This is a genomic window from Rhizobium sp. NLR8a (assembly GCF_019685235.1).
In the GTDB taxonomy this organism is placed as follows: Bacteria; Pseudomonadota; Alphaproteobacteria; order Rhizobiales; family Rhizobiaceae; genus Rhizobium.
This window is the reverse complement of record NZ_JABDWI010000012.1, coordinates 111,992-135,372: the sequence shown is the minus strand read 5'-3', so window position 1 is coordinate 135,372 and position 23,381 is coordinate 111,992. Positions and strand designations below refer to the sequence as shown.

At 61.3% G+C, this 23,381-nt stretch carries 22 protein-coding genes; 10 read left to right on the top strand and 12 right to left on the bottom strand.

The genetic code is table 11. The annotated features are described in order from the left end of the window. Positions 1 to 5: 5 nt before the first annotated feature. The 3 genes from HJC04_RS23075 to HJC04_RS23065 form a co-directional block, all read right to left on the bottom strand. A complete protein-coding gene (locus HJC04_RS23075) occupies positions 6 to 1,016 on the bottom strand; it encodes a LacI family DNA-binding transcriptional regulator (RefSeq protein ID WP_210633546.1) in 1,011 nt (336 codons plus the stop codon). A gap of 125 nt (positions 1,017 to 1,141) precedes the next feature. Next, positions 1,142 to 2,152, bottom strand: a complete 1,011-nt coding sequence (locus tag HJC04_RS23070) for a zinc-dependent alcohol dehydrogenase family protein (RefSeq protein ID WP_221147233.1) — start codon at positions 2,150 to 2,152, stop codon at positions 1,142 to 1,144. A gap of 36 nt (positions 2,153 to 2,188) precedes the next feature. Then, positions 2,189 to 2,959 carry an L-iditol 2-dehydrogenase gene (locus HJC04_RS23065; protein ID WP_221147232.1) on the bottom strand — a complete coding sequence of 257 codons (771 nt, stop codon included), beginning with the start codon at positions 2,957 to 2,959 and terminating at the stop codon, positions 2,189 to 2,191. Positions 2,960 to 3,232: 273 nt separating this feature from the next. Between HJC04_RS23065 and HJC04_RS23060 the strand changes: the two genes are divergently transcribed. Together HJC04_RS23060 and HJC04_RS23055 are read left to right on the top strand one after the other, a co-directional pair. Continuing rightward, complete coding sequence (locus HJC04_RS23060; protein WP_221147231.1) at positions 3,233 to 4,216, top strand: sugar kinase; 984 nt, start codon at positions 3,233 to 3,235, stop codon at positions 4,214 to 4,216. 3 nt (positions 4,217 to 4,219) lie between these two features. Continuing rightward, positions 4,220 to 5,488, top strand: coding sequence for a D-tagatose-bisphosphate aldolase, class II, non-catalytic subunit (locus HJC04_RS23055; RefSeq protein WP_221147230.1), 1,269 nt, complete (start codon positions 4,220 to 4,222; stop codon positions 5,486 to 5,488). Between the two features lie 67 nt (positions 5,489 to 5,555). Here HJC04_RS23055 and HJC04_RS23050 read toward each other — a convergent pair whose 3' ends face one another. The 7 genes from HJC04_RS23050 to otsB form a co-directional block, all read right to left on the bottom strand. Then, on the bottom strand, positions 5,556 to 6,320 hold the full coding sequence (locus tag HJC04_RS23050) for an SDR family NAD(P)-dependent oxidoreductase (protein WP_221147229.1): 765 nt from the start codon (positions 6,318 to 6,320) through the stop codon (positions 5,556 to 5,558). Positions 6,321 to 6,361: 41 nt separating this feature from the next. Then, entirely contained in the window at positions 6,362 to 7,090 is a 729-nt protein-coding gene (locus HJC04_RS23045) for an SDR family oxidoreductase (RefSeq protein WP_210633512.1), read from the bottom strand. Between the two features lie 25 nt (positions 7,091 to 7,115). Next, the gene (locus tag HJC04_RS23040) at positions 7,116 to 8,375 is read right to left on the bottom strand and encodes a sugar ABC transporter permease (RefSeq protein WP_210633513.1); all 1,260 of its coding nucleotides are present in this window, start codon (positions 8,373 to 8,375) and stop codon (positions 7,116 to 7,118) included. Continuing rightward, positions 8,372 to 9,190, bottom strand: a complete 819-nt coding sequence (locus HJC04_RS23035) for an ATP-binding cassette domain-containing protein (protein WP_210633514.1) — start codon at positions 9,188 to 9,190, stop codon at positions 8,372 to 8,374. Before HJC04_RS23035 ends, HJC04_RS23040 begins: the two co-directional genes overlap by 4 nt. A 65-nt stretch (positions 9,191 to 9,255) precedes the next feature. Further along, positions 9,256 to 10,329, bottom strand: a complete 1,074-nt coding sequence (locus tag HJC04_RS23030; protein WP_210633515.1) for a sugar ABC transporter substrate-binding protein — start codon at positions 10,327 to 10,329, stop codon at positions 9,256 to 9,258. 204 nt (positions 10,330 to 10,533) lie between these two features. Then, positions 10,534 to 11,418: an AraC family transcriptional regulator gene (locus HJC04_RS23025; protein ID WP_210633516.1), complete on the bottom strand. Its 885-nt coding sequence runs from the start codon at positions 11,416 to 11,418 to the stop codon at positions 10,534 to 10,536. A gap of 199 nt (positions 11,419 to 11,617) precedes the next feature. After that, a complete protein-coding gene (otsB, locus tag HJC04_RS23020; protein WP_210633517.1) occupies positions 11,618 to 12,397 on the bottom strand; it encodes a trehalose-phosphatase in 780 nt (259 codons plus the stop codon). A 123-nt stretch (positions 12,398 to 12,520) separates the two neighbouring features. On the opposite strand from otsB, the gene HJC04_RS23015 reads away from it, so the two are divergent. The 4 genes from HJC04_RS23015 (at position 12,521) to repC (ending at position 18,322) form a co-directional block, all read left to right on the top strand. Further along, positions 12,521 to 13,594: an ROK family protein gene (locus HJC04_RS23015; RefSeq protein WP_221147228.1), complete on the top strand. Its 1,074-nt coding sequence runs from the start codon at positions 12,521 to 12,523 to the stop codon at positions 13,592 to 13,594. A gap of 1,020 nt (positions 13,595 to 14,614) precedes the next feature. Then, on the top strand, positions 14,615 to 15,832 hold the full coding sequence (gene repA / locus HJC04_RS23010; protein ID WP_210633519.1) for a plasmid partitioning protein RepA: 1,218 nt from the start codon (positions 14,615 to 14,617) through the stop codon (positions 15,830 to 15,832). Beyond that, complete coding sequence (repB, locus tag HJC04_RS23005; protein ID WP_221147227.1) at positions 15,829 to 16,818, top strand: plasmid partitioning protein RepB; 990 nt, start codon at positions 15,829 to 15,831, stop codon at positions 16,816 to 16,818. Before repA ends, repB begins: the two co-directional genes overlap by 4 nt. Positions 16,819 to 17,017: 199 nt before the next feature. Further along, positions 17,018 to 18,322, top strand: coding sequence for a plasmid replication protein RepC (repC, locus tag HJC04_RS23000; protein WP_210633521.1), 1,305 nt, complete (start codon positions 17,018 to 17,020; stop codon positions 18,320 to 18,322). Between the two features lie 75 nt (positions 18,323 to 18,397). On the opposite strand, the gene HJC04_RS22995 is transcribed toward repC, so the two are convergent. Next, positions 18,398 to 18,721: a type II toxin-antitoxin system RelE/ParE family toxin gene (locus HJC04_RS22995; protein ID WP_221123305.1), complete on the bottom strand. Its 324-nt coding sequence runs from the start codon at positions 18,719 to 18,721 to the stop codon at positions 18,398 to 18,400. Beyond that, positions 18,721 to 19,002 (bottom strand): type II toxin-antitoxin system Phd/YefM family antitoxin, encoded by a 282-nt coding sequence (locus tag HJC04_RS22990; RefSeq protein WP_210633523.1) that lies wholly within the window; start codon positions 19,000 to 19,002, stop codon positions 18,721 to 18,723. Before HJC04_RS22990 ends, HJC04_RS22995 begins: the two co-directional genes overlap by 1 nt. 208 nt (positions 19,003 to 19,210) lie before the next feature. Here HJC04_RS22990 and HJC04_RS22985 point away from each other — a divergent pair, with 208 nt between their 5' ends. The 4 genes from HJC04_RS22985 to HJC04_RS22970 are packed head-to-tail and all read left to right on the top strand — an operon-like array spanning position 19,211 to position 23,346. Beyond that, complete coding sequence (locus HJC04_RS22985; protein WP_221147226.1) at positions 19,211 to 20,203, top strand: LLM class flavin-dependent oxidoreductase; 993 nt, start codon at positions 19,211 to 19,213, stop codon at positions 20,201 to 20,203. A gap of 25 nt (positions 20,204 to 20,228) precedes the next feature. Beyond that, a complete protein-coding gene (locus tag HJC04_RS22980; RefSeq protein WP_210633525.1) occupies positions 20,229 to 21,578 on the top strand; it encodes an LLM class flavin-dependent oxidoreductase in 1,350 nt (449 codons plus the stop codon). Between the two features lie 17 nt (positions 21,579 to 21,595). Beyond that, a complete protein-coding gene (locus tag HJC04_RS22975) occupies positions 21,596 to 22,795 on the top strand; it encodes a M20 aminoacylase family protein (RefSeq protein ID WP_210633526.1) in 1,200 nt (399 codons plus the stop codon). Continuing rightward, complete coding sequence (locus tag HJC04_RS22970) at positions 22,792 to 23,346, top strand: GNAT family N-acetyltransferase (RefSeq protein ID WP_210633527.1); 555 nt, start codon at positions 22,792 to 22,794, stop codon at positions 23,344 to 23,346. Before HJC04_RS22975 ends, HJC04_RS22970 begins: the two co-directional genes overlap by 4 nt. Positions 23,347 to 23,381: the final 35 nt, after the last annotated feature.

Below are 23,381 nucleotides of genomic sequence, written 5' to 3'. Positions count from 1 at the left end.
GGCCATCAGGCTGAAGCCCGCAGCATCAGTTCGGCATTGAGAAGAATGCGGCCCGCCGGTGCGGCAGGCCCCTCCCCCTCGCCGAGCCTGTCGAGCAGCAGTTCGATCGCCAGCCGGCCGATCTCGCTATAGTTCTGCGCGACCGTTGTGATCGGGGGGCAGGCGTATCGGGACAGTGGATGGTCGTCGTGTCCGGCGACACGCAGGTCATGGTTGACGCCGTGGCCGACCTTGACGCCCAGCTGGTAAGCGGCGGCGATAACGCCGAAGGCGACGCGGTCGTTGGCGCAAAGCACGGTGCGCGTCGGGAAGCCCTGGCCCGACGTCAGGATGCGGGTCGCCTCCTCGAAGCCGAAGCGCTCGAAGTCCCAGCTCTTGCTGTCGGCAAGCTCGACAATGCTGGGCGCCATGCGGAACTGCTCCATCGCCTCCAGGTACGCCGTCTGGCGCGTCAGGGCGTTGGTGTTGACATGCGGCATGCCGAAATAACAGGGCGGCTCGCCCGAGCGGCAGAGATAGTCGACGATGAGGCTGAAACTCTGGCGATTGTTAGTGCCGACGAAAGAGGACGTCTCGTCGAGCGGCGAGTCCACATAGATGAGGGGCACGCTGCGGCCGAGTTCGTCGAGCGTCGCATGGTGGGATTCGACGCCGAGCGGCGCGATGATCGCGCCGGCGACATTCATCGATTTCAGCGTCTTGATTGCCCGATCCTCCATCTCGGCCTTGCCGTCCGACGACAGGACGAAGGCGAGGAAGCCCGTCTCGTTGGCGATCATCTCGATGCGGCGGGTGAGCGCCATGTAAAAGGGATCGGTGGAATTGGGAATGATGACGCCGAGAATGTTGCTGCGCCGCCGGTTGAGATTGACGGCAAACATATTGGGCCGGAACCCCGATTTCTTCAGGGCCTGTTCGATCGTTTCCCGGGTCTTCTGGCGCACAGACATCGGGTCGCTGAAATATTTGGAGACGGTGGGACGCGACAGGCCGACGAACTCCGAAAAGTCCTCCATGGTTTTGATCGTCTTTGCCACCACCTGATCTCCTGACATGGCGTTTCTGACGGCTTTCTAGATGACTCATCGCCGAACGAAAAGCGGGTCCCTCGAGCGGCCGTGACGACGGCGATAGTTCAAGATTAATCGATGGAGAAGTGTACCTTCATCGTTGCCGGATCGACGGACTTCCTGGTGATGAAAGGCAACACCTCGCCGAGCGGCAGGCGATGGGAAACCAGCGCAGCCATCGCGCCCTCGTCCCGTTTGAGGATGGCAAGCGCCTCGGGAATGTTGCGGTTCAGCGAATGGGACCCGGCAAAACGGATCTGGCGGCGGAAGATCTCGAAGGGGGCGATGGAAACGCGCTGGTCGGGCGCACAGACGCCGAAGACGAGGATCGTGCCGCCATCGGCGGTAAAATCGATCGTGCCTTCGACGACTCGGGCGATCCCGGTCGCGTCGGCGACGAAATCGAAGGCCCGGCGGCGGTCCGCGAGCGCCTGGGAACCCGAGACGGCTATCCCCAGCCCCAGCTTTTCGGCAAAGGCGAGACGTCCCTCGTTGATGTCGGCGACCGTCACCGACGAGACGTCCTCGGCCTTCAGGGAAAGCGCGAGCAGCAGCCCGATCGGTCCGGCGCCGAAGACCAGAGCCGTTTCCGTTCCTGTCGGCCCCGCCCGCAGGCCGGCGCTGTTAAGGCCGTTCAAGACGCAGGCGAGCGGCTCGGCGAGTGCGGCGAGGTTGAAATCGAGATCGCCGATCTCATAGAGGTGATCGGTCCTGACCAGGCTGTATTCGGCGAAACCGCCGTTCTCCGTCACGCCGTAGGCCTTCAGGTCACGGCAGAGATTGGTCAGCCCCTTGCGGCAGGCCGGGCACTCTCCGCAAGGAAGATTGGGATCGACGACGACGCGGGCGCCGACGGCAAGGCCGCAGACATCGCCCGCGACGGCCTCGACCACGCCGGCATATTCATGGCAGGGAACCAGCGGGAAGCGGCCCGCGCCGTAACGACCGTGCAGGACGTCGATATCGGTATGGCAAAGGCCGGCCGCGCGCACGCGCACCAGCGCATGGCCGGGCCTCAGTTCCGGCAACGGCAGCGCCTTGGTGACCGCGACGCCCTTTTCGGTATAGCAGATGGCTTCCATTCCTCTGGCCCCTGGCTTGGGTGGCGGGTAGAGCGATCAACTCATCCAGTTGCCGCCATCGACATTGTAGGTCTGGGCAAGAATGTAATCGCTGTCGGCGGAAGCCAGGAAGACGGCCAGGCCTTTGATGTCGTCAGGTGTCGCGAAACGGCCGATCGGAACCGATTTGGCAACGGCGGCCTTCTTCTCGCCGGGCTTCAGGCCCTCCCAATTGGCGAAATGGGCATCGACGATATCCCAATGCTCGCCGTCAACGACGCCGGGTGCAATGGCATTGACGTTGATGCCGTATTTCACCAGCGCAAGTGCTGCCGACTGCGTCGCCGAGATGATGGCGGCCTTAGAAGCGCAGTAAAGAAGCACGAGCGCCTCGCCGCGACGGCCGGCCTGGCTCGCCATGTTGATGATCTTGCCGCCCCTGCCCCGCTTGATCATGATGTTCGAGACGGCCTTCATCATGAAGAGCGGTCCCTTCAGATTGACGGAGAAGACACGGTCATAACTTTCCTCACTGATCTCGTTCACGGGCGCCATGTCGAAGATGGCGGCGTTGTTGATCAGGATGTCGATGCCGTCGAACTCCGCATCGATCGTCTCGACGAGGGTCTCGATCGCATTGAGGTCTGTAACGTCAAGCTGCATCGCCTTGGTTGCAGGGCCGATCGCCGCGGCGGATCTCGTCGCCCGATCAATGTCGATATCGGCGATGATGACTTTGGCACCCTCCTTGACGAAGGCTTCGGCGAAGCCCAGTCCGATACCGCGGGCCCCGCCGGTAATCAGGGCGATTTTGTCTTTCAGGCGCATTTCCATCTCCATTGAGGCACGCATGATATTATCATGCGTAAACTTTGTATCCGCTTGTCCATGTCTGCTGTCAACCGTGTTCAAGAGATTTCAAGTCCAAATGCGGCACCAACTGTCATTTTGCTCTATATGACAGACCCTGACTTAGTTTCTGCGACGCAATATAATTGTTGTCGCGAGGCAAGTATTTCTTGACTGCTGTGGTAGGGAGCGATAGGCCGAATGGCGCGTACAAAGACGCGGCATTGATCCGCGGAGTGAAGGAGATTGCGGATGCCGTCACGTCCCAGGACAGTTGCGCCAGAGACGCTCGGGCCAACGATCACGATCGGCGAAATTCTGGTGGAGATCATGGCGACCACCGTCGGTGCCGGCTTCCTGGAGCCGCAATCCCTGACGGGGCCCTATCCAAGCGGCGCGCCGGCCATTTTCATTGATCAGGTTGCGCGTTTGGACGGTGCCGCCGGCATCATCGCCAGCGTCGGCAATGACGATTTCGGGCGGCTGAATGTCGAGCGTCTGCGGCGGGACGGCGTCGACGTCTCCGCTATTGCCATCAGCGCCGACTGGCCGACGGGCAGCGCTTTCGTCCGCTACCGGCAGGACGGCGCCCGCGATTTCGTCTTCAACATCGCCAGATCCGCCGCCGGTCAGATCGCCCTGACGCCGGCCGCCGAGACGCTCGTTCAGCGGGCCGGCCATGTGCATGTCATGGGAACGGCTCTTTCCATCCCCGGTGCCCGAGAGGTGGTTCTTTACGCCATTGAGACGGTGCGCGCTCGCGGCGGGTCGGTTTCCCTCGACCCCAATCTCCGTAAGGAATTGCTGACGGATGGCGACGCTCTGAAAAGCTTCGACAAGGTGCTTGCAGCGGCCGACCTATTACTGCCATCAGGCGACGAGCTTTTCACCGCCGCTGGAATAACCGACGAGGCCTCGGCTGTCGCAAGGCTGCTGGAGCGGGGTATCGGCGAAATCGTCCTGAAGCGGGGCGAGCAAGGTGCATCCTTCTTCACCCACGACCTCGCGCGCGTCAATTGCGCCGCCTTCGCTGTCGACGAGATCGATCCGACCGGTGCGGGCGACTGCTTCGGCGCAACCTATCTCACCTGCCGCCGCAAAGGCATGGCCCCCGGGGCCGCTCTTCTCCATGCCAACGCGGCCGGTGCTCGCAACGTGACCCGGCTCGGCCCGATGGAAGGCGTCTCGACCCTTGCCGAACTCACGGCTTTTATCGCCGAAACCCCGAGGAGATAGACGATGGACCGGATGTTGATCCGTCTTGCCGCCGCCCGGCGTGAAGGCAGACCCTTCGGCATCACCTCTGTCTGTTCCGCCCATCCCGTCGTACTCAGGGCCGCCATCCGACGGGCGGTGCGCGATGGTATGCCGGTCCTGATCGAGGCGACCTGCAATCAGGTCAACCATCTCGGCGGCTATACCGGGATGACACCGGAAGACTTCATCCGCTTTGCCGAGCGCATCGCTACCGAGGAAGGGCTCGACCGTCCGCAGATGATCTTCGGGGGCGATCACCTCGGTCCCAATCCGTGGCGCAAGGAGAAGCCGGAAGCAGCGCTCGCGAAGGCCGAGGCCATGATCGAAGCCTACGTCCGAGCGGGATTCAGCAAGATCCATCTCGATGCCTCGATGGGCTGCGCCGGCGAGCCGGCCGCACTCGACGACCGGACGATCGCCGAGCGCGCCGCACGATTGGCGCAGGTGAGCGAAAGGACGGCGAAGGCGGTCGGCGCGCCGCTGCCGCTTTATATTCTCGGCACCGAAGTTCCGGTGCCGGGCGGCGCCGACCATGCGCTGGAAGAACTTCGGCCGACCGCACCGGAGGCCGCCCGCGCAACGATCGCCATTCATCGCGAGATCTTTTCGCGCGCAGGATTGGAAGACGCCTTTTCCCGTGTCATCGCCTTCGTCGTCCAGCCGGGCGTCGAATTCGGCAGCAAGAACGTGATCGGCTACAGACCCGAGCTCGCGACTGAATTGACCGCCCTTCTCGACGAGGAACCGCAATTTGTCTTTGAAGCGCATTCCACGGATTATCAGACGCGCGATGCGCTGACGCGGCTGGTAAAGGACGGCTTTCCGATCCTGAAGGTCGGCCCGGGCCTGACCTTTGCGTTGCGTGAGGCCGCCTATGCGCTCGATATGATCGCCTCAGAGATGGTTGCCGGTTATGGCGATAGACCGCTTATGGCCGCGATGGACGCGCTGATGCTGTCGGCACCGGGCGACTGGCAGGCCCATTATCATGGCGACGAGACGGCTTTGCGTCTGCAGCGGCACTACAGCTACAGCGATCGTATCCGCTATTACTGGAACAAGCCGGAGGCCGACCGGGCGTTCGAGAATCTGCTCAGCGTGCTGCGCGGAAAGACGATCCCGGAGACGCTACTGCATCAGTATCTGCCGCAGATTTCGGCGGCCGAAGCCGGCGATCCCGAGACCATATTGATTACCGCGGTCGACAGTGTGCTGGCCGATTACCAGAGCGCTTGCGGCACGATGCCCTGAACTTTTCCGAGCAAAAAGGAGGACGCCTGGCTGCCGGGCCGCGAATCCGCCCTTCCCTCTCCGACGCTTACCGCGTCGTATAGCCACCATCGATCACCAGCACTTCGCCGGTGACATAGCTTGCGGCGGCCGAGCAGAGGAACAAGGCTGCACCCGCCACCTCCTCCGGCTGCCCGACACGGCCCATTGGCGTCATGCTGCGCCAGGTCGGGAACCAATCCGGATTGGCGATGCCGCCGCGCGACATATCGGTCTCGATATAGCCGGGAGCAATGGCATTGACGCGGATGTTCTCGGCGGCGACTTCGCTTGCCAGGCTCTTCGTCATCATATGGACTGCCGCTTTGGAGGCGTTATAAGCGACCTGATTCTGCGGAATGTTGGACACGATGCCGGAGATCGAGCCGATATTGAGGATGACGCCGCCGCCCTGGCGCCGCATCGGTGCAAGTGCTGCGCGGCAGGCGCGAAAGACGGCGTCGACATTGACAGTCATGATCTCGCGCCAGATGGCATCGGAGAATTCCCCACTGTCGCCATGAATGGCGATGCCGGCATTGTTGACGAGGATATCGAGCCGACCCGCCCGTGAGAGTATCTGGGCAATGAGCCTATCGGCAGCATGGTCTGTCATCATGTCGGCGACGACGAAATCGCGATCGACGCCGGCCTTGGCCAGCCGGTCTTCCGCCGCCGCGCTGCGGGTTCTCCCGCTGATGAAGACTTTGGCGCCCGCCTCGCCGAGTGCCTCGGCGATCGCCAGGCCGATGCCGCGCGTGCCGCCGGTCACAAGCGCCACCTGTCCGTTCAGGCGAAATCTGTCGAAGATCATGGCCGTTTCCTTTCTGTGGCTATGGGGGCTGGCGCATCTGCTCAGATGTCGGTGCTCTGCGGCAGAATGACGAGGTCGCGGATCGTGACGTTGCGTGGGCGCGTCAGCATGAAGAGCACCGCTTCGGCCACTTCTTTCGGCTCCATCAGACCACCGGCGGCGAGCGCCTCGTCGAGCTTCTCCTGCGGCCAATCGCTCAGAAGAGCGGTCACGACAGGCCCTGGCGCGACGGCGCCGACCCGCAAGCCATGCTTGGCAACCTGGCGCCGGAGGGTGTGGACGAAGGCCTGGACCGCGTGTTTGGAAGCCGTATAGATCGGCTCCCAGACCACCGGGATCATCCCGGCGACCGAACTCGTCAGGATGATATCGCCGGTCTTGCGTCCGACCATATGCGGCAGGACGGCATGCACCGAGCGAAATGCGGCGTTGATGTTTAGGTTGAGCATGCGATCCCAGGCGTCGGGATCGCCGTCAAGCACTTCACCGCCGATATAGGAGCCGGCATTGGCATGGAAAATGTCCAACTGGCCCGCTTCCTCCAGAATAGCGGGCATCATCTGCGCCACGCTTTTTGGATCCAAGAGATCGACGACCAGGGGAATTGCCTTTTCGCCGAGTTTCGAGCAGACATCCCTCAACGCCTCTTCGTTGCGGTCGATCAGCACGACGCGGGCGCCTGATGCAAGCACGGTCCTGGCGCACTCCAGGCCGATACCCGACGCCGCCCCAGTGACGGCCGCGACTTTTCCAGACAGATCCTGTCCCATTTTCTTCCTCTGCTTTCCTGTTGATCTAGGCCCGGCCGTGTGAAATGCGCGAGCGGCGTGCCAGTGAGTCGACGATGACGGCGACGGCAAGAACGGCCCCCGTGATCATGTAACGAAGCGATGACGACAGATCGAGGAGCGTCAGACCGCTGGCGATCGACTGGATGACGATGATGCCGAGAAGGGCCGAATAGGCACTGCCGCGTCCGCCGAACAGGCTGGTGCCGCCGATGACCGCCGCAGCGATGGCGTTGAGATTGACGTCGCCGGTGCCCGCCTGCTGGCTGGCCGTCGCCAGTCGCGCTGCCGACAGCACGCCGCCGGTCGCGGCCAGCAGAGCGCACATGACGAAGGCGCTCGCATAGATGCGTGATACGTTGATGCCCGAGCGGCGGGCCGCCTCCCTGTTGCCGCCGACGGCATGCATGGAGCGGCCCCACTTCGTGCGGGTCAGCGCATAGTTCATCGCTGCGACCAGGCCGACGAACAGGCCAAACATCCATGGAATGCCGCGGGACTGGTTGAGATAGAAGGCGACCGCTTCCAGAGCGACGGTGATGATGACGGCACGCAGAAGCAGTCCGCCAACCGATTTCGAGGACAAGCCGGCCGCCCGTCGGCGCGCCGCCGTGCGGTAGCTCGCGAAGAAGAAGCCAAAGCCCGCAACCGCCACCAGCAGATAGGCGACCGGGTCGGGCATGACCATGATCTGGCCGAAGTTCACCAGCCACGACCCATAGGGAAGATTGATCGAACCGGTTGCTCCGAGCATATACAGCTGCAGGCCGAGAACCGCGAGCAGTCCGGACAGCGTGGAGACGAAGCTCGGCATCCCGAAGCGGTTGAACAGGAACGCGTAGAGCGAGCCGATCAGAGCGCCGACGATCATCGCGGCGAGCACCGCCGCGACCACCGGCCAGCCCTGATTGACCCAGAAGACGCCGGTGAGCGCCGAGGCGAAGCCGCTGACCGAACCGACGGAGAGATCGATCTCGCCGACCATCAGGATGCAGACGATACCGAGCGAGATGACGCCGACCGTCGAGCAGTCGAATAGCATGTTCACGAGGTTGGCGCTGGAGAGAAACACCGGATTGAGCGCCTGGAAGACCGTCCAGATGATCGCCAGGCCGACGATGACAGGCAGCGAGCCGAGGTCGCCCGAGCGGATGCGGTCCCAGAAGGCGCGGACCGACCCGGCAAGGCTGTCGTCATGGCGCACTCTTTCGTCGCGCCGGTCGAGAAGCGCGGGTGATGCCGGTTCGTTCTGAATGGTCTTCATCATGGCCTTCCCTCCTCATTCTCTTGGCTCTGTGCCTTGCGGCGCATGGCGCGGCGGGAGACGGAATTGTTGGATGCGCCGGTAATCGCGCTGACGAGCTCTTCGTTGGATGCGTCGGGCATGAAGGTGCCGTTGTTGCGGCCGAGCCGAAGGACGACGATACGGTCGGCGACGGCCCGCACATCCTCCATGTTATGGCTGATCATGATGACGCCGAGGCCGCGTTCACGCACGCGTTCGATCAGATCCAGTACCTCGGCGGTCTGGGCAACGCCGAGTGCGGCGGTGGGTTCGTCGAGCATGATCAGTTTCGGTTCGAGCAACAGCGACCGGGCGATCGCTACTGTTTGACGCTGGCCCCCGGAAAGCGAAGCGACGGGCTCACGCACGCTCGGGATCCGCGCGGAAAGTTCGTTCAGAAGCTTCCAGGCGCGGATCTCCATCGCGACCTCGTCGAGCTGGAAGGGATTGAGCTCCTTTCCGAGAAAGATGTTGGCGACGACGTCGAGATTTTCGCACAGCGCCAAATCCTGGAACACGGTCGCAATGCCCAGATTGAGCGCAGCGCTGGGGCTCGATAAATCTGCCTGTTGACCCTCGAACAGGATGGTGCCCGAGGTTGGCTGGTGCACGCCGGCCAGGATCTTGACCAGCGTCGATTTGCCGGCGCCATTGTCGCCCACTAGCGCCACGACTTCACCGGCATGCACATCGAGTTCGATATCGGTCAGCGCCGACACCGCTCCGAAATTCTTCGAAATTCCACGCAGGCTGAGGACGGGCTGGCGGGACTCAAATTGATAAGAGGTTTCAGACATCGCCTGGTCTTTCGGAAAAAGCGAAATCGGAAGCGCGACCGATGGCGGTCGCGCTTCCCTTTGGATTATTTGGTGATGCCGAGCTTCTTGCAGCCGTCTGCGTAACGGCCGGTGCAGAGTTCTTCGGCGGTGTTGATCTTCTTGTCGATGATCTCGGCCTTCAGGTTTTCGGCAGTGACGACGGCCGGCACGAAAAGCTGGGCGGGCGTGTCGTAGAGCGTCATCTCGGCCTTGATTGTCTCACCTGCCAACAGCTTCACGGCGACATCGGCAGCGGCAGCGGCGACGATTTCGCTCGGCTTGGAGATCGTGTTGTACTGATCCCCGGATATGATGAGCTGCAGCGCGGCGATCGTCGCGTCATTGCCGGTCACCGGCGGCACCGGATCGACACCGGCTGCCTTGAAGGCTGCGATGGCACCACCGCCGGTGCCGTCATTGGCGGCGACGACGCCGACGATCTGCTTTCCGAAACGCGTGATCTGTCCGGCGGCCCATTGCTGAGCGTTCGCCGGCTGCCAGTTCGGCGTATCGAATTCGGCAAGCGTCTTGTATCCGCCGCTCGCCAGACCCTCATGAATGCCGTCCTTGATCAGCCCGGCAGCGGCATCGGTCGGCGAGCCGTTGATCTGCAGAATGCCGCCGCCGTCAGTCGGCACGTTCTTGGCCTTCAGATGCTGGACCAGCGACTCCGCGATCGCCTTGCCGATCGCCTTATTGTCGAAGGAGACGTAGAAATCGGCCTTGCCCTTCGGGATCGGGCGGTCATAGGCGATGACCTTGACGCCCTGACTCTGGGCGAGTTGAACGAGAGAGGCTGCCGCCGCCGAATCCACCGGATCCAGCACGATGACCTTGGCGCCCTGGGTGATCGCCGAATTGAACTGTTGCTGCTGTTTGGCGATATCGGCATCGGCATTCTGATAGATGACCTTGCAGGACGCACAAAGCTTCTTCATTTCGGCGACGAAGCCCGGATGGTCGTGCTCTTCATAACGGGTCGAGCCCTGGTCGGGCATAAGGAACGCGACGGTTGCATCCGCAACCGCGCTTTGTGCAAAGGCGGAACTCCCGCCGAGCAAGGACAGCATAAGTGCCGCGGCGCCTACCGCTCTTGTCGAAAATTTCGTCATTTCCATCTCCTCCCATTGGAAAAAATCGTGTAGTGCATGATTGCAGTGTTCTGCTGTGCCGTTCGGCTGAATGAGCGGCTGTGCCTGTCCCGGCTGTTTCTGAGGACAAGCGTCTCCTTTCGCGAGCGGCTCCTCGCGCGCTCACGTTCAAGCCTGCGTCAGTTTTCGCTCCTCCTCCTTGTCCTCCCCTATTGCCGTCTTCGGCGGACCTTATGCCGCCTTCGCCACGTTGATATTGTCACCCAACAATCGCCGGAAGCGGGATGGCGTCATGCCTTTTTCCGCGAGAAACTGGCGGTTGAAGTTGGACAGATTGTTGAAGCCGACCTCGAAGCAGATGTCGGTGATCGACGCATGCTCGTCGCTCATCAGGATCTGGCAGGCGAGATTGATGCGCAGGCGTTTCACATATTGCACGAGCGACATGCCGGTATGGCGGCGGAAAGCGCGTGAGAAGGCGCCTGTGGACTGTCCGGCAATTTCAGCGAGATCGGTTTCGTCGAAGGATTTCGTCAGATTTTCTCTGATATAGGCGAGCGCCTTATTGATGCCGGCCGACATATAGCCCGAGGGGTCGGGCAGATAGCTGGGACTTGCGAGAAGCTGGGCATCCTGCGCCCGGCTGAGCAGCCCGACGATCATCATGAAGAGCTCGATACGGCGTACGCCCTGGGCCTGCTGCACCTCGTTCATCAGAGGCGCCGCCTGCCGGCTGGTCTCAGTGCCGAAGAGCACGCCCCGGCGGGACGCTTCGAGGACCGGCTCGAAGGGATTGAGCTCGGGCAGCACCTTCATCGTGTCGCTGATGAAATTCTCACTGAACTGGATTAGCTGGCATCGAAGCGGAATGCTCGATCCCTTCGGGACGTCGCTGATCCAGTTGTGAGGAAGATTGGGGCCGGCCAGCACCAGATTGCCCGGTTCGAACTCGCCGATGAAATCGCCGACGAAATAGCGTCCTGTGGTCGCCACGACGAGATGCAGTTCATATTCCGGATGAAAATGCCAGCGAACGGTGTGATAGGGATAGCCATGCGCCTTCGTTGCGAAGGATTCGCCCGGTCTGATCTGAACGACTTCCAAGTCAGGTTCCATCGTTTCCTCCTCCGAGGGGCGGTTCTACGTCCGCCCGCCAAATTCCCTTTTGGCTTTATTATTATGACGAGTGTAGTGGGCTCGCTTCATGCCCGCCACCACGATTCCCGGCCAAAACCGATACTTTTTTGATGATTGACGCAACGCAGGCGGCGCAAAGACGACGGGAATCTGCCCTTGAGACCGTCTGAAATTCATCTCAGGCGGCCAGGGCGGCAATGACATTCCTGACCAGTGCAGCCGAAGACAGCCGGCTCGTGGCGCAGCTCGGGGCGCCGATGGCCCCGACACGCACGGAGACGCCGCCGCGCGCATTGGCGATCGCAAACATCGACTCGTCGGTCAAATCATCGCCGATAGTAATGGGGCAGCGGTTCTTGAAAGGATCTGACTGAAAAAAGCGCTCCAGCGCATCGCCCTTGCTCGACCGTGCCGGTCGCAACTCGAACACCCTTTTACCGAGCTGCAACGCCCAGTTCGGTCCGGCCAGCTCCGCATAGTGATGCATGCGCTCCTCGAGCACTTTCTCATATTCGGGCGCCAGCCGGTAGTGCGCGGCAACGGCGGCACCCTTATCCTCTATCAGAACTCCCGGATAATGTTCGGCTTCGGCGGTCAATGCATGTTTCAGTGCCTGGAACTCGGGGGTCGCCTCGACCGTATGCATTCCGGCGGCGCTCCTGATCTCGGCGCCATGCAGGCCTGCGGTTGGAAATGCAAAGGGCTTGAACAGCTCGTCTGCATAAGCAAGCGAGCGCCCGGTGACCAGCGCCAAGGCGCCGCCGAGCTTGTTGGAAAGGCGATGAAGGTGTCCGGGCAGGTCCTCTGGGACCTCAATCGCATCCGGTGTCGGTGCAAGATTGAGCAGTGTTCCGTCGATGTCGAGGAACATCGCCCAATGATCAGGTTCCTCCAGCACCATTGAAAGCATTTCCTGGGTAGCGGTGTCGTTCTGCACGGCATTCTCCAAACTTTGCAATCAGTGAAGCTAGGTCGCCCGCCGGCAAGGACAAGATGACGTCGGCGGCACGGGAACATCCAAAGGCGGGTCAGCGTTTAATCTCGCCGCCCGTTCAAGCACTCGCGCCGCAAAGGTAAATCGATGGCCAAAAGCAATTCCAAGAATAGCGAGGAGGTCATCGCGCCGTTGGCGCATGGCGCGACTGTTTTGCCGCTTGTGACGATCGACGACTACAACAATGAACTGCGTGACAAGAACGGCTTTGTTGGCGACAACGCCAACAAGAAGACTTTCCAGCAGAAGCTCGACGATTGGAGAAAACATGTCCGCAAGTTCGGAGATGACCCGATCGGGAAGGTTTCGACAGCCAAGCTTTCCAAGAAAAAAATCGAGTCTCTGCTGAAAGGGGACGACATGGAGGCCGCCGCACTGGTCATGGGGGCGGTGGAGGACTTCGCGCAGGACTTTGCCGAGGTCATCAAAAAATTCCTCAAGGACGAGCGCTGGTCCAAGACCGAGCGCATCGTCGTCGGCGGCGGCTTCAGACAGAGCCGCTTCGGGGAACTGACGATCGCCAGGACCATGGTTCTGCTCAAGGCGGCCGGCATCAATATCGAGGTCGTCCCGATCGTCCACCATCCCGACGAGGCTGGGCTGATCGGCTCCGTCCACCTCATGCCTTCCTGGATGTTCAAAGGCTATGAGGCGATGCTGGCCGTCGATATCGGCGGCACAAACGTCCGTGCCGGAGTCGTCGAGTTCGGAAAGGAAAAAAAACCGCACTTCGCCGATGCGAGTGTCTGGGAATCAACGATCTGGCGTCACGCCGACGACGAGCCGAGCCGCAGTGCGACGGTAGAAAGGCTGGCGGCGATGTTGCAGGAACTGATCGATAAGGCAGAAAAGGCCAATCTGAAGCCGGCCCCGATCATCGGGATCGGCTGTCCCGGCATCATCAAGGCAGACGGCTCGATCGAACGCGGCGGACAGAACCTGCCGGGCGGCAATTGGGAAAGCGACAGCTTCAACCTTCCCGCCGCACTGATGAAGGCCATCCCCGCAATCGGCGATCACAGCACATTCGTGATGATGCACAATGACGCCGTCGTGCAGGGCCTGTCGCAGATCCCTTTCATCGATGACGTATCGACATGGGCGGTACTGACCATCGGCACAGGGTTGGGCAATGCCCATTTCACCAATCGCGAGGGATGAAAGCGCGATAGCCCGACCAAGAACGGGAAAGCGGCCGGCAGAGCAGGTCGTCCTCCTCCGCGCGGACCGCAATATAGAGTCGGCCGGCGCTGCGTCACCTTATGGTAAATAACAGGTAAACAACGAGGAATTCCGTAGACGGAAGCAAATTCGCCCATAGGTTCCGCTAGGCAAGTGCAGGTTTCCGGAGGGGTAGGTCGATACGGGACCGTTAACGATTTCGATCATACCTCTCCAGACATGATTCGCATAGCGCGAGCGTTTGCAATCCTCACGGTCGATGGTCGCAGCTGACTGTTCCAGTCTGCGCCCAACCGCAACTCGCGACTCCTCTAGTACGCATTGTCTGAACGGAACGCGGCCGTCGTATCCGCGGGCATGCCGTCGCATTGTCGCCGTCGCAAGCGCCATCTCGGGAGCGATGCTTGATTGAGCCCCTCTCCTTTTTCGCCGCACATGGAAAAGATGGTGATAAAGTCGGCGGGCGGTTCTCCGCCGGTTCAAATTGCGCTTATCTCTCCTTCACGCAAGCCCATATGCAGACGAAAGATGGAAGATGAACTTCAAGGGAATAAGCGCTCCGCTCAATGCCGGCCGTCTCGAACAAATGCTCGGGCTTGCCCCGTCACGCCGCGATCCCGAATCCCAAGATGGGAATGTCAAGTCTTCCGGCGTCGAGCCCGTCCGCGGCTTGGAGGCCGAAAGCCTCTGCCCTTCGTCTGCTTATAAATAGGAAGCGGCATTTACCTGGTCGGCCTGTGCCAAGCCCAGTTATCTCCGAGAAGAGTCGGCGGTGCCTTCAGGTCCGTCGAGAACCTGCCGCGATATGTCGGGGCGGCTTTGGCGATGCGGGTTCGCCGCCGTTGTCAGCTGACAATTGCGCTAAGATTCCGGAATTCCACGTAATTTTTTCGACGAATTCAGTTTGTTATATATTGGCTAACCAAGAATTCGCTTGACGGAATCGCGAGACTCACGATCATTTGCGCAAAATTGCCCGATTTATCAGGATTTGCGTGAATGCCGACCAAGGCCGCGATAGTTGAGAAAGCCAGAAGAGCGAGTCAAGTCTCGATCGACGAGACGATTGCGCAGGACTCGACGATGCTCAGCAGCCAGCTCCAGGTGCTGTTCGAGCGGTTGTTTTCGCCCGATGCCCGCAAGTCGCTGCGGCGGTTCAGCAGCACCGAGGCCGCCAAGCTGCTCGGCGTCACCGACAGCTATGTTCGTCATCTCACTGCCCAGGTGGAAAGCATCAATCCTGAAAAGACGTCCGCGGGTCGCCGTGTCTTCTCGCTCGAAGAAATCCATGCGATGCGCCAGCATCTGGGGCGCACCAAACCATCCTATCTGCCGATGCGCCGGCCGGGCGATCATCTCCAGGTGATCGCCGTCACCAATTTCAAGGGCGGATCCGGCAAGACGACAACGTCAATCCATCTGGCGCAGTTCCTGGCGCTGCGTGGCTATCGCGTGCTCGCCGTCGACCTTGACCCGCAGGCGTCGATGTCGGCGATGCTCGGATATCAGCCGGAGTTCGATGTCGGTGAAAACGAGACGCTTTACGGCGCCATCAAGTATGACGAGACGCGCCGTGACGTGGCCGACATCGTCCGCCAGACCTATTTCCCCGGTCTCGATCTCATCCCGGGCAATCTCGAACTGCACGAGTTCGAGCACGATACGCCGAAGGCGCTGGCCGACAGCAATCGCGACGACAAGGACATGTTCTTCATGCGGGTCGGCAATGCGCTGCATTCGCTGGAGCAGAGCTACGACGTCGTCATCATCGATTGCCCCCCTACCCTCGGCTTTCTTACGCTGTCTGCTCTCTGCGCTGCCACTGCCGTGCTGATCACCGTTCATCCACAGATGCTCGACGTGGCGTCGATGAACCAGTTCCTGACGATGACCTCCGACCTTTTGGCCGTCGTCAAACAGGCCGGCGGCAATCTCGAATATGACTGGATGCGTTATCTGATCACCCGCTATGAGTCCAATGACGGTCCGCAGGCGCAGATCGTCGCCTTCCTGCGCAGCCTGTTCGGCGAGCGCGTGCTGACCTCGATGATGGTAAAGTCAACGGCGGTTTCGGACGCTGGCCTGTCCAAGCAGACGATCTACGAGGCGGGCCGCGAGACGATGCATCGCCAGACCTATGACCGCGGCGTCGAATCCGTCGACAACGTCAATGCCGAGGTCGAGCAACTCATCCGCAGTGCATGGAGCAGGACATGAGCCCAAAAGGTCGCGATATCCTGAAGAGCATGGTTGGCGCCGTCGAACCGGCATGGCCGGAGACGCCAAGCGCGCCACCGCCGCATCGGCCGTCGGGTGCGGTCAAGGCGATGAACCTGTCGCTGGGACGGTTAGGAGAGGAAGCAGCGGCCGCCAAGGCCCTGCGTGAGTCCCTCGCCTCTGGCGACAAAGTGCTGGAGATCGATCCGGCTGTCGTCGAAATGTCCTTTATTCGTGACCGCATCCCGGTCGACAAGGATCCCGAGTTCGAGCGATTGAAGCAGTCGATCCAGGAAAGCGGACAGCAGGTTCCGATCCTTGTGCGTCCGGACCCGGTAAAGGCCGGGCATTACCAGGCCGCCTATGGCCACCGGCGCTTGCGTGCGGCCGCGGAGACCGGTGTTGCCGTCAAGGCCGTTGTGCGCAAACTCACGGATGAAGAGTTGATCCTTGCGCAGGGTCAGGAGAACGGCCCGCGTGTCGACTTGAGTTTCATCGAACGGGCGCTGTTTGCGCGACGCATGGATGAGCATGGCTTCAGTCGCGACATGATTGCCCAGGCGCTGGCGACGGATAAACCGGAAACGTCACGGCTGCTGCAGGTGGCGCAGACGATCGATCCCGAGATTATCCTTGCCATTGGACCTGCGCCCAAGGTGGGGCGCCCCCGCTGGCTGGCCTTTGCCGAAAAATTCAGGGAGACAGGTGGGCGGAAGAAGGTGCAGGCCGTAATCGCCGGCGCCGCTTTCCAAACGCTGGAGAGCAATAGCCGCTTCGATGTCACCTGGAAGGCACTGGAGGAGAAGGGCGCGCCGCAGCGGGTCGAGCAGACGCTTCGGACGCAAAGCGGCGGGACGCTTGCTTCGGTGAGCCGCTCGGGCAAGAGCTTTCGCATCACCGTTAAATCGGCGGCATTTTCTGATTTCCTGGCTCGGCGGTTGGCAGGTCTCGCCGCCGAATTTGAAGAGGAAAATAACGGAAAATGAGGCAGTTTAACTGATTGTCAGCTGACAATTTGAACAGGAGATAACGCGCAAAAGAAAAAAGCCCCCGAACGTCACCGTCACGGAAGCTTTCCTCGTAGTCTTGAACACCTCCGAGAATCGCACTTCCGAGAATCGCTGTCAAGAGTTTTTGGCGCCGTTCAGGCGAGCAGATTTCTGTTGCCTCGTCGAGGTGGAAGATATGGAAACCGGAAGTATAACGACGCCCTTTGGGCGGCGGTCGATGACGCTTGGAATGCTCGCAAACCAGGTCATGGCAAGCGAGATCAAGCCTGATCAGTCGGTCGACAAATGGAAACTGTTTCGCGCGCTGTGCGAAGCAAAGCCGTTGCTCGGCATCACCGATCGCGCGCTTGCGGTGCTCAACGCGTTGTTGAGCTTTTATCCGAAGAACGAACTGGCCCAGGAAAACGGCTTGATCGTCTTCCCGTCGAATATCCAGCTGTCGCTCCGAACGCATGGCATGGCCGAACAGACGGTGCGGCGCCATCTTGCGGCACTTGTCGAGGCGGGGCTCCTGTTGCGCAAGGACAGTCCCAACGGCAAGCGCTATGTCCGCAGGGACAGCGCAGGGGAGGTCAACGAGGCCTTCGGCTTCTCGCTGGCGCCACTGCTTGCCCGGGCCGAGGAGATCGAGCAGCTCGCAGCCGAGGTGATGGCGGAGCGACAGCACGTCCAGCGCTTGCGCGAACGCGTCACGCTTTGCCGCCGTGATATCGCCAAGCTGATCGAAGCGGGCGTCGAGGAGGACGTGCCAGGGGATTGGCAGGGGCTGTATCAGGAATTTCGGGACTTGGTCGAAGGCCTGCCGAGGTCGCCGACGACAGCCCAGATCGAACAGCTGCTGGATGAATTGACGGCACTTCGGGCGGAGATCCTTAACCGGCTGCAAACTCAGATTAAATCAACAAAACAGCGCGGCAATGCCCATTATATCGAGCGTCACATACAGAATTCAAATCCCGAATCCACTTCTGAACTTGAACCAAGCTTCGAAACGAAGCAGGGCGCAGCGGCGGAGCAAGACAATGGGCGAGGGGTCGTGACGATGGAAGGGAAGAAGCACGAGGATGCCGAGATGACCAAGCTGGAGGAACGGCAAGGCGGGGGACCGGGCGGTCGCCATAATGCTGGCGGCCTGAAATCCTTCCCGCTTGGCCTGGTCCTGCAGGCCTGCCCGGAAATCCTGGCCTATGGGCCGAATGGCGTGATCGGCAACTGGCGCGAGCTGATGAGCGCTGCCGTCACGGTTCGATCGATGCTGGGCGTCAGCCCGTCAGCCTATGAGGAGGCGGCAAATGTGATGGGCGCTGAGAACGCTGCGACCGTGATGGCATGCATCCTGGAACGCGGGGGCCACATCAATTCAGCCGGCGGCTATCTTCGCGACCTGACGCGGCGAAGTGAAAAGGGAGAATTCGCGATCGGCCCGATGCTGATGGCGCTCCTGCGGGCAAATGCGCCGGCCGGCCGAAAGGCTGGATAGGTCTCGGCGGCTGCCGGTGGTCGGGTGGATGCCGGCGAAGCATGTCAAAACGGAGGAGGGACGATGTGGAGAATTTCAGCGGATAAGCCTTCGCTCGAGGAAAGCCTGCATGTCGCGGCGTCCGTCCACCACGCAATAGACGACGACGTCGGTGCCGATGATGCGGTAGATCATACGCCAGGGTTTATGGTGCAGTTCCCGGTATTCGGAGATGCCGATGCTGGCCAATTCCCTTGGGATATTTCTGCGGGCGGGGAATTCTTCGAGATCGGCACAGGCGCTCTCGATTTCCGTCAGGATGCGTTCCGCCGTTTCGGTGCCGTCGCGACCGGCGATGAAACGATAGAGATCCTCGACGTCGCGCTCCGCGCCTTCGGCGAAAAGAACACGATAAGGCATCAGGACTGGCTGTCGGCCAGACGCTTGCGAATGTGCGCGAAGGATTCCGCAGCGGGGCGCGTCTTGCCTTCCTCGACTTGCCGATTGGTAAGCGCCAGCACCTTCAGGAGCGCCAAGGTCTCCTGTGTCTCTTCATACTGGCCGACATCCTGAAGGATCGCCTTTGCCTCGCCGTGAAGGGTTATGACGACAGGCTGCGGGTTGTCCTTCAGCGTCCGGATGATTTCGGGCGCGTGCGCCTTGAGATAGCTGATCGGCTTGACCCGTTCTGACAGCTTCATGCGATTACTCCCTTTCGACCAAAATATAGATCATCAAATGGTCGATTGGAAGAGCTCAACCGGCGATCCCAGCACGCCATCGGAGCGTTCAGGCGCGCCTGCTTTTTTCCCCTCAGTGGCTGCGAAAGAGAATGTCATTTCTTATAACAAAGTTTGTCTACTGATTTTATAGAGTAAGTTTTGCAACCATTGAGCGGATCGCGGCGTCATGACTTACCTCCTCAGCCTTCTCGACAAAAGCCCGATCGAACAGGGCCTTTCCGCCGTGGACGCGTTGAGGGCGACGGTGAAGATCGCCACCCGGGCCGAGGAACTCGGTTATCACCGATTCTGGGTCGCCGAACACCATAACATGTCCAACCTGGCGAGCTCCGCACCGGAAGCGTTGATCGCCTACCTTCTCGCCAGGACCTCCAAGATCCGCGTCGGCTCCGGCGGCGTCATGCTGCAGCATTATAGCGCCTACAAGGTTGCCGAGACCTTCAATCTACTGGCTTCGCTCGCGCCCGGCCGCGTCGATCTTGGAGTCGGCAAAGCGCCGGGCGGTTTCCCGCTATCGACGCGGGCTCTGCAGCTTGCCGTCGATCCGTCTAGGAAGCCGGATTTTGCACGCCAACTTTCGGACCTCAATACCTATCTCGCCGCCGACCCCGACTACGACGGCGCGCAGGCAACGCCCTTTCCGCCGATGGCTCCTGAACGTTTCCTGCTCGGCGCCAGCGTCGAAAGCGCTGAACTCGCTGCCGAGAAGGGCTGGCAGCTCGTCTTCGCCGGCCACCTGAACGGCGATCCTGACAATCTCAGCAAGACTTTCGCGGCCTATGAGCGGGCATCCGGCGGCAAGCGCCCGATCCTGGCGCTCGCCGCCTTTGCCGCCGAAAGCGAGGAATATGCCCGCGAGCGCGTCGGTAGTCTGCGCATCGTCAAGGTGTTCCTGCCGAGCGGCCAGACCGTCAATGTCGGCAGTGAGGAGCAGGCAGCCGAATTTGCCCGTCAGGCGGGCGTCACCGACTACCGCATCGAGGAAAAGGTGCCGAGCGTGCTCCACGGCACGGCCAAGCAGATCCGCGGGGAACTGGACCAGCTTCACCGCCGGTACGGCGTCAAGGAGTTCGTCCTCGACACGCCGGCGCTTTCAACCGCCGACCGCCTTGCCTCGATCGAGCTGCTCGCCGCCGAGCGGCTGTCCCTCGTCGCCTGACCCTTTTCAAGGAGGATCGAATCCCATGACTCAGAAACACGTCACGTTCGGCATCATGCTGCAGGGGCCTGGCGGCCATATGAATGCCTGGAAGCATCCGAGCGGGCCAGCCGATGCCAGCGTCAATTTCGACTTCGTCGTCGAAACGGCACGCAAGGCGGAGGCTGCCGGCATCGCCTTTGCCTTCGTCGCCGACGGACTTTATATCAACGAACACTCGATCCCGCATTTCCTCAACCGGTTCGAGCCGATCGCCATTCTCTCGGCGCTGGCAGCCTCCACCTCGAAGATCGGGCTTGTCGGCACGGTCTCGACCTCCTACAGCGATCCCTTCACCATCGCCCGCCAGTTCGCCTCGATCGATCTCATCAGCGGCGGCAGGGCAGGGTGGAATGCGGTGACCTCGCCGCTCGAAGGCTCGGGGCGCAATTACAGCCGCGAACATCCCGAGCACGAGCTGCGCTACGAGATCGCCGAGGATTATATCGAAGCGATCAAAGGCCTCTGGGATTCCTGGGACGACGATGCTTTCGTGCGCAATCGCGAGACTGGCGTCTTTGTCGATAAGACGAAGATGCATCGGCTCAACCATAAGGGCCGTTTTTTCCGCATCGAGGGGCCGCTCAACATCGGCCGTTCGAAGCAGGGCCAGCCCGTCGTCTTTCAGGCCGGTGCTTCGGATTCCGGTATCCGGCTTGCCGGCAAACATGCCGATGCCGTCTTCACCAATGGCGGGCCGTTCGATGAGGCGCAGACCTTCTACCGGCAGCTCAAGGACAGCGTGATTGCGCATGGCCGCAGTGCCGCGGAAGTCGGTATCTATCCAGGCATCGGGCCGATCGTCGGAGCGACGCCCGAGGAGGCGGAAGCCAAGTACCAGGCGATCCGCAATCTCGTCACGATCGAAGAGGCGCTCCTCTACCTCGGCCGCTTCTTCGATCATCATGATTTCAGCGTCTACCCGCTCGACGATCAGTTCCCTGAACTGGGCGATATCGGCAGGAACAATTTCCGCGCCACCACCGATCGCATCAAAAGGACAGCACGGGAAAAAGGGCTGACGCTGCGCCAGGTCGCGCTCGATTCAGCAACGCCGCGCACTGCCTTCATCGGCACTGCCGAGCATATCGCCGACGAGATCATCCGCTGGGTGGATCATGGCGCCGCCGACGGCTTCATCCTCGGCTTTCCCGTCATTGCCGAGGGCTTCGACGATTTCGCCCGATATGTCCTGCCGATCCTCACCGAGCGCGGCTATTTCGATCCCGTCCTGAAGGGCGAGACGCTGCGCGACCATCTGGGCCTGCCCTTCCGCGAAAGCCGCTATGCGACCGCTACGGATGAGCTCGAACGCGGAAAGGCTGTCGGCGCCTGAGGCGCCGGCGAACCGCCATGGACGTCATCGCTCAGAACCCGTGCAGCAACGATCCGGTCGAGAAGGGCATCGCCTGCTATCTCGATGAAATCATCGCGCTGCGCCATGATCTGCACCAATATCCCGAGCTGGCGTTCCAGGAGCTGAGGACCAGCAAGCTCGTGGCATCCCGCCTTTCCTCCTGGGGCTATGAGGTGGCGACGGGCATTGCCGGCACCGGCATCGTCGCCACCCTCAGGCGCGGCGAAGGCAAGAGGCGCCTTGGCATCCGGGCCGATATGGACGCGCTGCCGATCGAGGAGGCGACCGACCTTGGTTATGCCAGCAGCAACCCCGGCGTCATGCATGCCTGCGGCCATGACGGGCACACGTCCATCCTGCTGGCGGCTGCCCGCTATCTCGCAGAGAGCGGCACTTTCAACGGCACGCTCCGGCTGATCTTCCAGCCGGCGGAAGAGATCGGCGCGGGCGCCCGAAAGATGATTTCGGAAGGGTTGTTCGAACGTTTTCCCGTCGATGCGGTGTTCGGGTTGCACAACTGGCCCGGTGTCGCGGCAGGTCAGTTCGGCTTTGTCACCGGCCCCGCCATGGCGTCGGTCGACCAGGCGGTCGTCAGGATCATCGGCAAGGGCGGCCATGGCGCCGAGCCGCACCGCGCCGTCGACCCGGTGCTGGCGTCGGCCTCCTTCATCACCGCGCTCCAGAGCGTCGTCTCGCGGAATGTCGATCCGCAGGACATGGCGGTCGCCACCGTCGGCTCGATCCATGCCGGATCCGCCTCGAACGTTATCCCGGAAAGCGTGGAGATGAAGCTCACCATGCGGGCCTTCAGCGAGACGGTCCGCCAGCTGCTGCAGGAGCGCATTCCGGCCCTTGCCCGCGCCCAGGCCGAAAGCTTCGGCGCCGAGGCTGACGTGAACTACCGGCTCGGTTTTCCGGCGCTCATTAATCACGCAAAAGAAACGGCCTTTGCCCGCGACGTCGCCTATGACGCGCTCGGTCTTGCCGCGATCGAGAAGGATTTCCGGCCGAGAACCGCAAGCGAGGATTTCGCCTTCATGCTGCAGGCCAATCCCGGCAGCTATCTCTTCGTCGGCAATGGCGACAGCGCTCCTCTCCACAGCGCCCATTACGATTTCAACGACGCGATCATCGCGCCGGCCGCCCGCTATTGGGTGCGCCTCGCGGAAACCTTCCTCACTGAAGACAACGGGTGATGAACGATATGAGCGATTCGTTTCTCTATACGACCCCTCTCGATCCCCGCGCCAAGCCGCTGATCGATGAGCTGATCTACGAATATGACAGCCGCTACGGCAATTATTTCAACGCCGAGGGTGCAGCGGCCGAGCTCAACCGCTATCCCCCCGAGGCCTTCGCGCCGCCCCATGGCAATTTTCTGCTGTTGATCCGGAATGGTGAAACCATCGGCGGCGGCGCCTTCAAGCACTATGACGATCGCACGGCCGAGTTCAAACGCATCTGGACGCGCTCCGATCTGCGCCGCCAGGGCCTCGCGCGCAAGGTTTTGGTGGAGCTGGAAGCCCAGGCCGCGCGCCAAGGTTATGGCAGGATCTATCTGACGACCGGTTTCCGCCAACCGGAGGCTGTCGGCCTTTATCTGAATTATGGCTACACCGCGCTCTTCGACACGGCTGCCGACCCCGAGATCTACAAGAGCCTGCCCTTCGAAAAGGACATCACCCATCTCGCTGCGCCGGCTTTCGAAAGCGAACCGCGCCTGAAGGTGGCCGGCGCAAGTCTCTGAAACGGCAGACCGACAATCATAAAAGGGAAACAACA

What these genes read in the sequence shown, in the direction of transcription:
- HJC04_RS23075 (WP_210633546.1), bottom strand. Translation starts at nt 1,016, where the DNA reads ATGGAGGACTTTTCGGAGTTCGTCGGCCTGTCGCGTCCCACCGTCTCC.
- HJC04_RS23070 (WP_221147233.1), bottom strand. Translation starts at nt 2,152, where the DNA reads ATGGAAGCCATCTGCTATACCGAAAAGGGCGTCGCGGTCACCAAGGCG.
- HJC04_RS23065 (WP_221147232.1), bottom strand. Translation starts at nt 2,959, where the DNA reads ATGCGCCTGAAAGACAAAATCGCCCTGATTACCGGCGGGGCCCGCGGT.
- HJC04_RS23060 (WP_221147231.1), top strand. Translation starts at nt 3,233, where the DNA reads ATGCCGTCACGTCCCAGGACAGTTGCGCCAGAGACGCTCGGGCCAACG.
- HJC04_RS23055 (WP_221147230.1), top strand. Translation starts at nt 4,220, where the DNA reads ATGGACCGGATGTTGATCCGTCTTGCCGCCGCCCGGCGTGAAGGCAGA.
- HJC04_RS23050 (WP_221147229.1), bottom strand. Translation starts at nt 6,320, where the DNA reads ATGATCTTCGACAGATTTCGCCTGAACGGACAGGTGGCGCTTGTGACC.
- HJC04_RS23045 (WP_210633512.1), bottom strand. Translation starts at nt 7,090, where the DNA reads ATGGGACAGGATCTGTCTGGAAAAGTCGCGGCCGTCACTGGGGCGGCG.
- HJC04_RS23040 (WP_210633513.1), bottom strand. Translation starts at nt 8,375, where the DNA reads ATGATGAAGACCATTCAGAACGAACCGGCATCACCCGCGCTTCTCGAC.
- HJC04_RS23035 (WP_210633514.1), bottom strand. Translation starts at nt 9,190, where the DNA reads ATGTCTGAAACCTCTTATCAATTTGAGTCCCGCCAGCCCGTCCTCAGC.
- HJC04_RS23030 (WP_210633515.1), bottom strand. Translation starts at nt 10,329, where the DNA reads ATGGAAATGACGAAATTTTCGACAAGAGCGGTAGGCGCCGCGGCACTT.
- HJC04_RS23025 (WP_210633516.1), bottom strand. Translation starts at nt 11,418, where the DNA reads ATGGAACCTGACTTGGAAGTCGTTCAGATCAGACCGGGCGAATCCTTC.
- HJC04_RS23015 (WP_221147228.1), top strand. Translation starts at nt 12,521, where the DNA reads ATGGCCAAAAGCAATTCCAAGAATAGCGAGGAGGTCATCGCGCCGTTG.
- repA (WP_210633519.1), top strand. Translation starts at nt 14,615, where the DNA reads ATGCCGACCAAGGCCGCGATAGTTGAGAAAGCCAGAAGAGCGAGTCAA.
- repB (WP_221147227.1), top strand. Translation starts at nt 15,829, where the DNA reads ATGAGCCCAAAAGGTCGCGATATCCTGAAGAGCATGGTTGGCGCCGTC.
- repC (WP_210633521.1), top strand. Translation starts at nt 17,018, where the DNA reads ATGGAAACCGGAAGTATAACGACGCCCTTTGGGCGGCGGTCGATGACG.
- HJC04_RS22995 (WP_221123305.1), bottom strand. Translation starts at nt 18,721, where the DNA reads ATGCCTTATCGTGTTCTTTTCGCCGAAGGCGCGGAGCGCGACGTCGAG.
- HJC04_RS22990 (WP_210633523.1), bottom strand. Translation starts at nt 19,002, where the DNA reads ATGAAGCTGTCAGAACGGGTCAAGCCGATCAGCTATCTCAAGGCGCAC.
- HJC04_RS22985 (WP_221147226.1), top strand. Translation starts at nt 19,211, where the DNA reads ATGACTTACCTCCTCAGCCTTCTCGACAAAAGCCCGATCGAACAGGGC.
- HJC04_RS22980 (WP_210633525.1), top strand. Translation starts at nt 20,229, where the DNA reads ATGACTCAGAAACACGTCACGTTCGGCATCATGCTGCAGGGGCCTGGC.
- HJC04_RS22975 (WP_210633526.1), top strand. Translation starts at nt 21,596, where the DNA reads ATGGACGTCATCGCTCAGAACCCGTGCAGCAACGATCCGGTCGAGAAG.